We start from the raw sequence: 13012 nt of genomic DNA, 5'->3' as shown, positions 1-13012 counted from the left end.
CCTCCGCAGTGAACGAGGTCCTGCTCCGGAGCCTCACGCCGAGCGTCCTCGGCGTCCTCGTCCGCCGCGGAGTCACCTTCGCGGCGGCCGAGGACGCCTTGCAGGACGCGCTGGTCGAGGCGGTCCGCGTCTGGCCGGACGACCCACCCCGGGACCCGAAGGGCTGGCTGGTCACCGTGGCCTGGCGCCGGTTCCTCGACACGACCCGGTCGGACGCCGCCCGCCGCCGGCGTGAGGACCTCGCCGACGAGGAGCCAGCGCCCGGGCCCTCGCCAGCGGTGGACGACACGCTCCAGCTCTACTTCCTGTGCGCCCACCCGTCGCTGACGCCGTCGTCCGCGGTCGCGCTCACGCTGCGCGCCGTCGGCGGCCTGACCACACGCCAGATCGCCCACGCCTACCTGGTGCCCGAGGCGACCATGGCGCAGCGCATCAGCCGGGCCAAACGCACCGTCTCCGGAGTGCGGTTCGACCAGCCCGGCGACGTCGCCACCGTGCTGCGCGTCCTCTACCTGGTCTTCAACGAGGGCTACTCCGGCGACGTCGACCTCGCCGCCGAGGCCATCCGGCTCGCCCGTCAGCTCGCGGCCGCGATCGACCACCCTGAGGTGGCGGGGCTGCTCGCCCTCATGCTGCTTCACCATGCCCGACGCGCCGCCCGGACCGCGCTCGACGGCAGCCTGGTGCCGCTCGCCGAGCAGGATCGCCGCCGGTGGGACACCACCTCGATTGCCGAGGGCGTCGAGATCCTTCAGGCGGCCCTCGCCCGCGACCGGCTGGGCGAGTTCCAGGCCCAGGCCGCCATCGCGGCACTGCACGCTGACGCGCCGACCGCCGAGGAGACCGACTGGGTGCAGATCGTCGAGTGGTACGACGAACTCGCGCGCCTGACCGACAGCCCGGTCGTTCGACTCAATCGCGCGGTCGCCGTCGGCGAGGCCGACGGCCCGCGCGCCGGCCTGGCGGCGCTCGCGGCGCTGAACGACGCACTGCCCCGCTACGCGGCGGTGGCGGCGTACCTGCACGAGCGCGACGGCGATGCGGCAACGGCGGCACGGCTGTACGCCGAGGCGGCCCAGAAGGCCACCAACCTCGCCGAACGCGACCACCTGACACGCCAAGCCGCCCGGCTCAATGCCCGCCGACACCGCTGATTTCGGTCCGAGAGAATCTCCGGAAATTTCGGCGGCTCGTACCCGGGATCGCAATCAACACCTCGGGGCGCTGGCGTCATCGCCCTGAACCCTGATCGACTAATGACCAGTGTTGATACCTTGCTGCGCGAGATCGGCCGCCAGCACGAGACTGCCCCAATGTTTCCGGAAAATATTGACAAGTCGACGGCCGTGTTAATACGGTCCCCATCGACGGCGTTCAATCACCGTCAATGCCAGCCACCGCGACCCACTCCTCCGGTCGTCGCGCAGGACGACCGGCCAACCACCACCACACGGTGCGACGCCGATTGCCCGATGGCCGTCACCCGGCCACCGACAGCCTGCCGGGTCGTGCCGCGCTGCTGGCGTCCCGCCAGCCGTCACGAGGAGGAAACAGGCACATGATCGACACCCACCACACCCCCACCAGAACGAGTAGGCGCGGCCGAATCCGGCTACTCCTCGGCGCCGCCTGCGCCGCTGTACTGGCCGTCGCGGGCACGATGACGGCCACCAACGCGTACGCCGAGGCCGATCGGACGGTCAGCTCGAACACCACCGGCACGCACAACGGTTACTACTTCTCGTTCTGGAAGGACAGCGGCAACGCCAGCATGACGCTGCGCGCCGACGGCCGATACTCCAGCAGTTGGGACAGGAGCACCAACAACTGGGTCGGCGGCAAGGGTTGGGCCACCGGCAACCGACGGACGGTCACCTACTCGGGCAGCTACAACCCGGGCAACAACAACACCTACCTCGCCCTGTACGGATGGACGCGCAACCCGCTCATCGAGTACTACGTGGTGGAGAACTTCGGTAGCTACAACCCGAGCAGCGGCGCCACCCGGATGGGCACGGTCACCACTGACGGCGGCACCTACGACATCCTCCGCAGCCAGCGGGTCAACGCCCCGTCGATCGACGGCAACCAGACGTTCTACCAGTACTGGAGCGTCCGCCAGCAGAAGCGCTCGAGTGGCACCATCACCACCGCCAACCACTTCGACGCCTGGGCCCGGGCCGGCTTGAACCTCGGCAGCAACCACAGCTACCAGATCATGGCCACCGAGGGCTACCAGAGCAGCGGCAGCTCCGACATCACCGTCAGGGAAGGCGGTGGCAGCGACCCGGGCCCCACCACCACCACCAACCCGCCGGGGAACGGCAACTGCAACGCGACGCTGTCCGCCGGCCAGCAGTGGGGCGACCGGTTCAATCTCAACGTCGCGGTCAGCGGCACCAACAACTGGGTCGTCACCCTCGGCCTCGGCGGCGGCCAGAGTTTGCAGAACAGCTGGAACGCCTCCGTCAGCGGCACGAGCGGAACCGTCACCGCCAGACCGAACGGCAACGGCAACAACTTCGGGATAACGGTCATGGCCAACGGCAACTGGACCTGGCCGACGGTCACCTGCCGCATCGGCTGACCCCGACCAGCTCCTGACACCGCACGTCTGGCGTGGCGGCCACGGCCGCCACGCCAGACTGGGTGTTACGGGTAACTACTCCCCCCGCTGCGCGACGGGGCCGGCTTTACCGACTGCGGTGTGGTCAGCTGTTCAACGTGGCGAGCAGAGCGTTGGCCATGCCCTGCTCGCCCCGAGCGTTCGGGTGGAACGGTGCGGCCGAGTTCTGTGGCACCAGTCCCTCGACCCACCGGGTGCCGCTGCCCTTGCACGCGTCGCGTCCGATCGACGGGGTGTAGACGTCGGCGTAGGTGGCGCCGTTGGCGCCAGCGGCGCTGGCCAACATCGCGTTCAGCGACTTTTCGATGCCCCGCAGGTACGGCACGTCCTGGTAGGCGATCGGGACGACGGGCCAGCAGCCGTAACCGGTGTCCGGCAGGATCGCCGGGTACCCGAGCACCACGACCCGCGCGCCCGGCGCGGCCTGGCGGACCGCCCGCAGCACGGCGGTCACCTTCGGTGTGGCGGCGACGATCCTCGCCTGCAACTGGTCGATGCCTCCGGCGGTGTACCGGTTCTTGCACGGGGACCCGAGCGGGCTGCTGAGGCTCGCCTCCGCACAGTCGCCGATGATGCCGGAGAAGCTGATGTCGTTGCCGCCGATCTGCACCGTCACCAGCGCCGTGTTCGAGGTGACCGCGCTGAGCTGCGGTGGCACCGCGATGCCCAGCTGGCCGCTGCCACCGTAGAGGATGTCGTCCGTGGTGGCCCCGGAACAGCTCACGTCGGCGAACGACGACGAGCCGGCGGACGCTGCGACCAGCGACGGGAAGTTGCGGTTGGACCGTAGGCAGTTCAGGTCCACCTGGGTGGGGATCAGCGGACCGGCGGCGTACGAGTCGCCGAGCGAGACGTAGCGGCCGGCGGGCACGGCGGCGCTGGCGGGTGCGGCGACGGTGAGCAGCACGCCCGCGGTGGCTGCGGCGAGTGCGGCCAACCGGGTGGCTGCCCGCAGGAGGGGCAGGCGAGGACGGGTCATGGCGTCTCCCAGCGGGGATCACGGTGGTGGTGATGCCGAGATCCTGTCGCCGCCGACGCGCCACGTCAATATCGATGGCCCTCACTAAATCCTGTTCCGGGGAGTGGGAGCGTGCCGTGCTTGCGGCGCACCGGGAACGCCGATGTCGTCCAACAGCCGGGCCCAGGACGGCCTGGACCCGTGAGCGGCCTCCTTGCGACGGTAACTAGTTGTCTGCCGATAGCTGGTCCTTGACATCGTCGTAACCGGCCTTGCCCGGTGCCGCGCCCGGCGCGTAGATCACTCGCAGTACGCCCGTCGGGAACACCTCCGTTGCCACCAGTCGCAGGTGGTAGGCCGCATCGCCCTCGTCGAACAGCTTGCGGCCCTTACGCGCTGCCACCGGGTGCACCAGAAGGCGCAGCTCGTCGACCAGCCCTGCGGCGAGCAGTTGCTGTACCACGGAGATCGACCCCGGGATGAGGATGCCTCGGCTGCCGGCATCGGCCTTGAGCGCGGAGACGGCCTCGAGGAGATCGCCCTTGATCAGCTCCGAGTTGCGCCAGGAGAACTCCAACGGCTGGCGCGAGACGACGACCTTGCGAACGTCCCCGAGTTGCTTGGCGAACGGTGCGTCGTCGCCACCCGCGGCCTCACGCTCGGGCCAGGCTCCGGCGAAGCTGCCGTAGGTCTCGCGCCCGATGAGCAGCACGTCAGCGGCGTCGTAGTCCTCGGAGACGGCGCGACCCATGTTTTCGTCGAAGTACGGGAAGTGCCAATCAGGGTCGATCTCGGCCACACCGTCGGCCGAGATGAACAGCGTGGAGATGACCTTTGCCATCGCGGTGCTCCCTTCGAGTCAGGTGATGTCGGTAGGTCGACCGGTGCATCATCCCAAACTCATCGGCCAGCCACCGGTCCGTCCCGATGAAGAGTTCGCCGTTTCGAGCTCAGTCCTTCGTGGCCGAACGCTGTCAGCAAACGCAGGGACCGCGGGCGGGCTCGGTCTTCACCGAGCCCGCCCGTTAGTTCCACTCGATCCCGATCACGGGCCGGAGCACCCGAGGTGGACCAGTGTCCTGGCCGTCAGCGTTGCAGGGTCAGCAGGCCCGGCCGGTACGGCAGGAGGCCGTAGTCGCCGCCGGAGCTGGGGGAACGGCCCTGGTAGAGCAGTTGCAGGTTGCAGGGATCAATGGTCATGGTCTGGTCCGCGTTGGTCCGCAGCAGTTCGCCGTGGCTGATGTCGTTGGTCCAGGTGGCGCCGCTGTTGGCCTTGCCGGCGAACGGGTTGCTCTCGGACGTGGCCTGCGGCGTCCACGAACCACCCAGGCTGGCGGCCGTGAAGGAACGGAAGTAGCGACCCTGCGAGCCGATCGCCTCGACGAGCATCAGGTACCGGTTCTGGCCCTGGAGCTTGTAGACCTGAACGGCCTCGAAGAGGTTGTTCGTCGAGTCGCTCATGATGGTCGTGTAGTTGGAGCCGAAGCTGCCCGGGAAGTTCCCGATCGGCATGCTGGCCCGGTAGATCTTGCCGTTGTCGCCAGCGAAGAACAGGTACATGTTCTGGTCGTCACCGATGACCGCCTGATCGATCGGCCCGGTGCCGGAACCGGAGATGCTTCCGGTGAACAGCGGCTGCGCCCCGGACCACCCATTCGGGTTGGTCGGGTCGGTCGAGGTCCGGTAGGAGAACGCCGTGCCACCCCACTGGTAGGCCAACACCCAGATGTTGCGCGGCGCGAAGTAGAACAGCGACGGCGCGACAGTGGCAGAGTTCATCGTATTCTGGCTGGCTGACGCCATCTCCGAGTAGTTCGTGAAGAGGCCGAAGTTCATCGAACCCCAGCTCGACCCGAAGTCGTGCGTCGTCGCGTAGACGAGCTGCCGACCGTTGTAGGGGGCGACGGTGAAGTCCTTGAGCGACACCCACCCCGACTTCGGGTTCGCCAGCGAGCCCGTCGACGACCAGCGGTACGTCGACGGGAGGTTGCACGTGCCCGGCGGCGGCGTCGTCGGGGGTGGGGTCGTCGGCGGGGGCGTCGTCGGGGGTGGCGTGGTCGGGGGTGGGGTCGTCGGCGTCGTGCTACCGGTACACGTCACACCGTTCAGGGCGAAGCTCGTCGGCGCCGGGTTGCTGCCCGCCCACGCCCCGTTGAAGCCGAACGACACCGTACCGTTGGTCGGGACCGAACCGTTGTAACTCACGTTCTTGGCGGTCACCGCCGAGCCGCTCTGCGTCAACGACGTGTTCCATGCCTGCGTCACCGTCTGCCCGGCGCCGTACGACCACGTCAACGTCCAACTGGTCAACGGATCACCCAGGTTGGTGACCGACACGTTGGCACCGAACCCGCCCTGCCACTGCGACGACACGGCATAGTTCACCGAGCAGCCCGCGGCCGCGGCCCCAGCCGGCAGCGCTACGACAACCGTCGCCGACACCAGTAAAGCGGCGCCGGCCGAGATCAGGCCTACATTGGTGGCTTTGGATCTGGCCATATAACACCCTCCTGACGGGATGGCGGCCAACACATTGACGGGGCTCAGTGTTGTGAGCGTTAACAGGCCGCATCAGGTATGTTACGGGAGCGCTCCCATACCCTCAACCTCGATCCGTCAGACGTGCTCAGAGACGATCACCCGACCGCAACGTCAACCCGTTCAGGGCGCGCAACGCCACCTCAGTCCCTGGTGGATCCAGCAGCCTCGACGACCGAGACGGGAGTGCCAAGTTCGACGGTACGGGAGACGGTGCACAGTCGATCATGCGACTGCTGCAGTGACCTGGGCAGCGCTTCGCGCGCCCTGTCGCCGTCCGCGCCCACCGGGAACGTCACGGTGAACTCGACCCTGAGGTTCTGCATCCGGTTTCCCCCGGCCTCGTCCCGGATCTTGTCGCCAGTCACCTCGACGGAGAACTGGATCGGCTCGGCACGGCGGCTGGTGATGTAGTCCACGTCTACCGCACTGCAGCCGCCGATGGCAGCCAGAAGCAGTTCCACCGGCGTGAAGCTGGCGTCCTCGCCCGTGCCGAACGACATCGACCCGCCGCGAACATTCCGCGCGACGTAGTTCCCCACGCTGGTTCGCTCGATCTCCACCGAGCGGAAGGTGTCCTCACTCATGACAGGGAAACTACCCAGGCCTGCTGGCACCCGAGCCACCGGCCTGCCGCATCCCCCGACCGGGGATCAGACGTCGGCTTCGAGGGCGAAGGTGTTGCCGTCCAGATCCTGGAACCACGCGATACGGCCACCGCCGGCCCGCGCAGTGATCCCCTTGGCATCGTGTTCCAACTGGTCGTAGCGGATGAACTCGACGCCGGACGAGGCGAGCTCGTCAACGATCTGGTCGATGTCGTCGACGTACCACGTCGCCAGTGTCGCCGGGGTCTTCCCGGCGGTGACCGACTGGTACACGTTCAGCGCCGGCCCGCCACCAGAACCGTAGACGCGGCTGCCGTCGACGACGGCTGCGCTGGGGCCGGACTGCAGCGCCGGTAGCCCCAGTTTGCCTTCGTAGAACGCGACTGCCTTCTGAATGTCCGACACGGCGATCGACGTTCTGAGGTGATGCGCACTCAAGGGCATGGACCACTCTGTCATACGGGAGCATCGGGCCGTTCCCGCTGCCCAGAACACCCTGGCACGTGTGCTGCCGCTCCCCCGCGCCGGACCGCGGCGTCCGCCCGCACAACGGGCGCCGGCCCGATCCCGTTGAACGGGATCGGGCCGGGCAATGGCGCGAAGATCAGTGCACGCGGCGGCGGCCGTAGACGCCGGCGGCGATCGCCACACCGATGGCGGCGAAGACGACCTGGATAAGCAGCTCGATCCAGTCGACCCCGCTGGTGTCCGCGACGCCGAGGGCGCCGGCGACGAGCGTGCCGAGGATCGCGGCGACCACACCGATGAGCAGGGTCAGCCAGATGGGGATGTTCTGCTTGCCCGGTACGACCAGCCGGCCGAGCGCGCCGATGATCAGGCCGATGATGATTGCGGTGAAGAAACCCGAAACTTCCACGAGAGCCGTCCTCCAGAGGATTTGTCGTCGCCCCCCTATTGCCCCAGGCAACTAATTACCAAACCCGGCACGCAGGATCACGAGACCGCGTGCGTGTGGTACCAGTACGTCCCGGTCTGCTCGGCACGGAACCGATAGACGAACTCCTGTCCGGGCAACACCGCCGCCTGCGTCACGCCGGGCACCCCGTCCTGACTGTTCGGCACGTCGTACCCGTGCCAGTGCAGCGTGACGCCCCGCGCGATGTCCCGGTTGTGCAGCGTCACCTCCAGGACGTCGCCGACGGTGGCGGTCAACTCCGGCCCGGGGACCTGCGCGTTGAACGCCCACGCCGCGACGTCCCGGCCGCTCACGCTCACCGTGGCGGTCCCGGCCGTCAGGGTGAACCGCCTGGTCGGTTCGCCCACGGCCCGCACATCCCGACATTCATGATCATGGGGTACGCCGGGAGCGGCGCCCGGGGCGGCGGTCAGTTCGGTTCCGGTCACCAGCGCCGCGACCGCCACCACGAGAGACGCCCGGGACACCGTCCGGGACGGACGCCGGCCGAGCACGCGCCACGTAACGGCGGTCGCCGCAACGACCCCGGCGACCGCGAGCAGCCCTACGCCCGCAGACGCCGGATAGCCGTGCAGGACCGTGACGAGCAGGCCGCCGCTCACGGCGTACCCGGCGAAAAGAAGCGGGACCGCGACGGACCGGATGTCGCCCCGGGGCCGCAGCAGCCGCGATCCGGCGACGACCACCGCCGCGAGCGACAGTGGAGCGGCGACGAGGACCTTCTCCGCCGCGAACCACCAGCCGGCGCGGGCGAGCGCGGTGATCGTGACAGCGCGGGCGAGCGTGGCGAGCAGCGCGAAGGCGGCCAGCCCCAGCGCGAGCGGACGGCGCCGGGCAGCCGACGCGGCACCGCCGCCCAGCCACCCGGCGACCGCGAGGACCGTGATCACAAGGTCGGCCGTGAGCAGCGAGCCGACGGTCATGCCGGCTCCCCTTCGCGGACGGTCGGACACACGTCAACCGGGCGATGACCAAGCTGCACTGCCGCGACCGTGCCCAGCTGGTCGTGTGGGCGTACGAGTCGGGACTGGTCACGCCGCGTCGCCCCTGACCTCCATCATGGTCAGAAAGGCCGAATAGCCACCCCTTCGGCACATGAGGGAGGTCCGACGCACTAACATTGCCGCGATCGGCGACGGCTCTGCTGAAACGAGGCGACATGCGTTGGCTCCGGCGGTTGCTGGGAGGTGGGCGGGTCCAGCTCGATCCCGGCCGACAGCACGCGCTGCTACAGGACGTCCAGCACCGATACGGCGCCCACACGCAGATCCGGTTTTCCGAGCAGGTCGAAGCGCTCACCGGAACGCTGCACAGCGACGACGGGTTGGTGGTCGCGGCCCGGATCGTGAGTCAGGTCGCCGACGAGGCCCACGCGGACCTACAGGCCCAGGCCCACGACGTACACCGACGGACGGGCCGACGGCTCCTGGTGCACCGCCGCAACTACCGGCCGCTGTGGAGGGAGGCGGGTCCGGCCCTGCGGTGGCCACTGTTCGCGTTGCCGTCCGGCTTTCACCCCTACGCGCAGGTGACCGCCGCCGTGGCGGTCCTCGGCAGCCAGGCGCGCCGGCTCGACCGGGTGACCGACCCGAATCCGCTCCTGACGCGCGTGTTCGAGGTGCTTGACCTCACCACCGCTGGTTGGGAGTACGGCCGGGTGCGGGTGGACACCGACGCCGCCGCCCTCGCCGATCGACTGATCACGAGCGCCGGACAGGTCCTCGCCGCCCTGGACGACCCTCCCCGGCTGCCACCTCCGGTCCGTGAGCTGATGCGCCGCAACAACACCCTCGCCGTGCACGACCCCGCTGGCCCTCGGGCGGTAGGTGACATCAATCTGGGCGCGAGGATGCGGGAACATTTCCTGGTCTGAGGACGGCAGACGCGGTATCCGCGCTCGCGCCTGTCCCGGTCGGACAGGTGCGAGCGCGGATACTCCTGCGGCACGGAGGTTCCGACCCGTCAGGCCCCGATCGCGATGGCGAAGATGTGCATCGTCGGCACGTTGGCCGCGGGCCGCGCGCTGATGTTGGGCAACTCGACCCGGGCCACCGCCTTGCTCTGCAAGGCGACCCCCACGTAGTAGATGCAGGCGGCGGTGGCCTGACGCTGGTTGCCGGGCCGGTTCTGGTACGCGGTCACGACGGCGGCGGTCCCGCCGGCATGTGGTCCCCCGTACCAGTCGGGCGTGCTGAGCGTGAACGTCTGGCGCGTGCCGTCGGCGTAGACCACCGCGCCGGTCCCCGAGACGGCCCCGTAGGTGCCGGTCGCGAGGAAACCGAGCGTACGGCCGGTGCCGGTCACACTGATGGACTGCCCCGAGGCGATGGCGTTGTCGGCGACGCCGGGGCTGACGTTCGGCCAGCGGAAGTTGACTCCGTTGCGGCTCACCGTGCTGCCCGGGGTGACGCCGGCCTGGGCCAGGGCCTGTGCGGAGAGCGTGGCCCCGTTGCCGTCGAAGTTCCCGGCGCCGGTGTTGGTGTCGTTGGTGATGCCGGCGTTGCTGAAGCTCTGCTCCAGCGTCGGTGTGGTGCTGCCCGAACTGGTGGCCCGGTAGGTACGCCCCGCCTGCACGGTGACCTCGACGAGGTCGGTCTCGATCCGGGTGGTCCGGGCCGGCGTACCGTCGGCGGTGTCGACCACCGTGAGGTTGCCGGTGAAGAGCCGGCCGCGCAGGCGGACAGCCCCGGCGCGGTCCGGCCGGATGAGAACCTCGCTGGCCTGCCCGTTGCTCCACGTGATACCGACCGTGTGCCCGCCCCGACCCCGCAGGCCGGTCACCCGGCCGCTCGGCCAGGCAGGCGGCAGTGCGGGCAGGATGTGCAGTTCGCCGGCGTGGCTCTGTAGCAGCATTTCGGCAATGCCGGCGGTGGCGCCGAAGTTGCCGTCGATCTGGAAGGGCGGGTGCAGGTCGAACATGTTGGGCGCGAGCCGGGCGGGTGTGGCGAGGTAGCGGATCAGGTCGTGGGCCCGCTTGCCTTCCTCCATCCGGGCCCAGAAGTTGATTTTCCAGGCCAACGACCAGCCCGTTCCGTCGTCGCCGCGCAGTTCCAGCGTCCGCCGTGCTGCCTCGAACAGCTGCGGCGTGCCCCGCTTGGTGATCTGGTTGCTGGGGGCCAGACCGTACAGGTGCGAGATGTGCCGGTGGTTGGGCTCGGTCTCCACCCAGTCGTAGAGCCACTCCTGGATGTTGCCGCGCGAGCCGACCTTCATGGGCGCGAGCCGGTCCCGGGTGGCCCGGACCTGGGCCCGGAACGTGCTGTCCACGTTGAGGATCTCGCTCGCGCGGGCGCACCCGTCGAAGAGGTCCCGCAGGATCTGGTTGTCCATCGTGGGGCCGGCACACACGCTGGCGTTCGCGTGGTGGCCGAGCTCCGGTGAGTTCGACGGGTTGGTCACCAGGTAGCCGAGGGTCGGCTCGGTCACCAGGGTGTCCAGGAAGAACTGCGCGGCGCCCTTCATGGCCGGGTAGTTCGCCCGCAGGAACTCGATGTCACCGTTGAACAGGTAGTGGTCCCAGATCAATGTGCTCAGCCATGCGCCGCCGGTCTGCCACATGCCCCAGAAAGCGCCGTCCACCACCGAGGTGGCTCGCCACGCGTCCGTGTTGTGGTGGGTGACCCAGCCACCAGCGCCGTACTGCAGCTGCGCGGTGCGGACGCCAGCGACCGACAGGTCCCTGACCATGTCGAACACCGGGCCGTGACACTCCGACAGGTTGGTCGTGTTGGCCGGCCAGTAGTTCATCGGCAGGTTGGCGTTGATCGTGTATTTCGAGTCCCAGGATGGGGTCAGCGAGTCGTTCCAGATGCCCTGCAGGTTGGCCGGCTGGGTGCCGGGCCGCGAGGACGAGATCAGCAGGTACCGGCCGAACTGGAACAACAGCGCCGAGAACTGCGGGTCGTTGACGCTGTTGTGCTGGGCGATCCGGACGTCGGTCGTCTGGTCGGCCGCGGAGGTGCGGCCCAGGTCGAGGCTGACCCGCCCGAACAGTGCCTGGTAGTCGGCCACGTGCCGACTGCGCAGCTGGTCGTAGCTGCTGGCCCGCGCCGCGGTGAGGTGCCGTCGCGCGATGCCCTGGTAGTCGCCACCGACATTGCGGTAGTTGACGTAGCTGGAGCCGATGGAAATCAACAGGGTCACGCTGGTGGCGTTGGTCACCCGCAGGGTGCCGCCGGAGCTGGACACGGTACCGCCGCTGACGGTGGCGTTCGCCAACGCGAGGAAGCGAACCGCGCCGGTGACGCCCTCCTGGTTGCCGGAGACACCGTCGAGGGCGACCGTGGTGCCGTCCGGGCTGGACACCGTGGTGCGCTGCGGGCTGTCGAAGGTGGCGGTGAAGGTGATCGAAGCGGACCGGTCGGCGGTCAGCCGCATCGCGATGACCTGGTCCGGTGCGCTGGCGAACACCTCACGCTGGTATCGGACGCCGTTCATCACGTACGTCACGGAGGTGGTCGCGGTGGTGAGGTCCAACTGCCGGTCGTACTGCGACGCCCCGCCGGAGGCGGGGAAGGCGAGCCGGAGGTTGCCGACGGTCTGGTAGGCCAGCTGACCGCCGGGGTTGCCCATCATGTTCTGGTTGATGAGGTCCTGGGCCTGGGTCCACTGGTTGGCGTTGACCAGCCGCCGGATCTCCGGCAGCGCCCCCAGACCTCTGGGGTTGCTGGGGTCGTGGGGGCCGCCGGCCCAGACGGTGTCCTCGTTGAGCTGAAGTCGTTCCGTGTCGGCGTTACCGAAGACCATGGCGCCGAGCCGACCGTTGCCGATCGGCAGCGCACGGAGCCAGTCGGTGCCGGCGGCCTTGTCGTACCAGAGCGCCAGGTCCCCGGCGGCCAGCACCTGCGGCGGCGCCACCGAGTCTCCTCGGGCCACGGCGGTCCAGGGCAGCGGCAGCAGGGCGCCGCCCGCCCCGGCCGCGCCCATCCTGAGGGCTTGCCGTCGGGTCAGGTCTGACATCGATCCTCCAAACGGTGACCGATCCGGCCACCCCGAAGCGTGACAACAACTACCCGCTTGGTGGCGCCAACGCCGACCTCGCTGAGGAGGCCGAGGCCAGGCCCTGAGTCAGCCAGACGTCTGATGTGTTGCGCGAAGGTTACTCCGGAGCCACAGAATAGGCAACGGTCGATCGATGGGTGGAATTCCCACCGTCTGACCCGGTCAGCACAGCGCATTGCCAGAGCCGCAGCAGCGGACCGATGCGGCGCCGCAGCGTGGGTCACCGGAAGGAAGCCGACGGGCGCCGCTTCAGGCCCACAGACATCAGATGTACGGGGGCGAGCTGACGAGGTCGTCGTGGATCTTTCCGGACGTCCGTGGCCGGCGGAACCCGTGCGACTACG

11 protein-coding genes and 1 pseudogene are annotated in these 13012 nt (G+C 68.9%); 4 read left to right on the top strand and 8 right to left on the bottom strand.

Features of this window, described 5'->3' with window-relative positions; all coding sequences use genetic code 11:
• Window positions 1-8: 8 nt before the first annotated feature.
• Window positions 9-1154, top strand: coding sequence for an RNA polymerase sigma factor (locus OG811_RS24820; protein WP_406075898.1), 1146 nt, complete (start codon window positions 9-11; stop codon window positions 1152-1154).
• A gap of 404 nt (window positions 1155-1558) precedes the next feature.
• Window positions 1559-2587, top strand: coding sequence for a glycoside hydrolase family 11 protein (locus OG811_RS24815; RefSeq protein ID WP_406069107.1), 1029 nt, complete (start codon window positions 1559-1561; stop codon window positions 2585-2587).
• A gap of 124 nt (window positions 2588-2711) precedes the next feature.
• Here the strand turns inward: OG811_RS24815 and OG811_RS24810 are convergent, their stop codons facing one another.
• From OG811_RS24810 to OG811_RS24780, 7 genes are all read right to left on the bottom strand, one after another.
• A complete protein-coding gene (locus OG811_RS24810; RefSeq protein ID WP_406069105.1) occupies window positions 2712-3605 on the bottom strand; it encodes an SGNH/GDSL hydrolase family protein in 894 nt (297 codons plus the stop codon).
• A gap of 205 nt (window positions 3606-3810) precedes the next feature.
• Window positions 3811-4425, bottom strand: a complete 615-nt coding sequence (locus OG811_RS24805; protein ID WP_406069103.1) for a dihydrofolate reductase family protein — start codon at window positions 4423-4425, stop codon at window positions 3811-3813.
• Between the two features lie 245 nt (window positions 4426-4670).
• Complete coding sequence (locus tag OG811_RS24800; RefSeq protein WP_406069101.1) at window positions 4671-6083, bottom strand: non-reducing end alpha-L-arabinofuranosidase family hydrolase; 1413 nt, start codon at window positions 6081-6083, stop codon at window positions 4671-4673.
• A 182-nt stretch (window positions 6084-6265) separates the two neighbouring features.
• Window positions 6266-6709 (bottom strand): OsmC family protein, encoded by a 444-nt coding sequence (locus OG811_RS24795; protein WP_406069099.1) that lies wholly within the window; start codon window positions 6707-6709, stop codon window positions 6266-6268.
• Window positions 6710-6775: 66 nt separating this feature from the next.
• Window positions 6776-7174: a VOC family protein gene (locus tag OG811_RS24790; RefSeq protein WP_406069097.1), complete on the bottom strand. Its 399-nt coding sequence runs from the start codon at window positions 7172-7174 to the stop codon at window positions 6776-6778.
• 160 nt (window positions 7175-7334) lie between these two features.
• Window positions 7335-7607 carry a GlsB/YeaQ/YmgE family stress response membrane protein gene (locus tag OG811_RS24785; protein ID WP_406069095.1) on the bottom strand — a complete coding sequence of 91 codons (273 nt, stop codon included), beginning with the start codon at window positions 7605-7607 and terminating at the stop codon, window positions 7335-7337.
• 77 nt (window positions 7608-7684) lie between these two features.
• Complete coding sequence (locus OG811_RS24780) at window positions 7685-8590, bottom strand: multicopper oxidase domain-containing protein (RefSeq protein ID WP_406069094.1); 906 nt, start codon at window positions 8588-8590, stop codon at window positions 7685-7687.
• Between the two features lie 23 nt (window positions 8591-8613).
• Here OG811_RS24780 and OG811_RS24775 point away from each other — a divergent pair.
• Together OG811_RS24775 and OG811_RS24770 are read left to right on the top strand one after the other, a co-directional pair.
• Window positions 8614-8718: pseudogene (locus OG811_RS24775) on the top strand (DNA-binding response regulator); the annotation flags it as partial.
• Between the two features lie 108 nt (window positions 8719-8826).
• Window positions 8827-9540, top strand: coding sequence for a hypothetical protein (locus tag OG811_RS24770; RefSeq protein ID WP_406069093.1), 714 nt, complete (start codon window positions 8827-8829; stop codon window positions 9538-9540).
• Between the two features lie 89 nt (window positions 9541-9629).
• Here the strand turns inward: OG811_RS24770 and OG811_RS24765 are convergent, their stop codons facing one another.
• Window positions 9630-12626 (bottom strand): glycosyl hydrolase family 95 catalytic domain-containing protein, encoded by a 2997-nt coding sequence (locus tag OG811_RS24765; protein WP_406069091.1) that lies wholly within the window; start codon window positions 12624-12626, stop codon window positions 9630-9632.
• Window positions 12627-13012 lie beyond the last annotated feature (386 nt).

Origin of the sequence: Micromonospora sp. NBC_01638, from assembly GCF_045209745.1 — a bacterium.
Lineage (GTDB): Bacteria > Actinomycetota > Actinomycetes > Mycobacteriales > Micromonosporaceae > Micromonospora.
The sequence above is the reverse complement of the archived record's forward strand: the minus strand, read 5'-3'. Positions and strand labels throughout refer to the sequence as shown.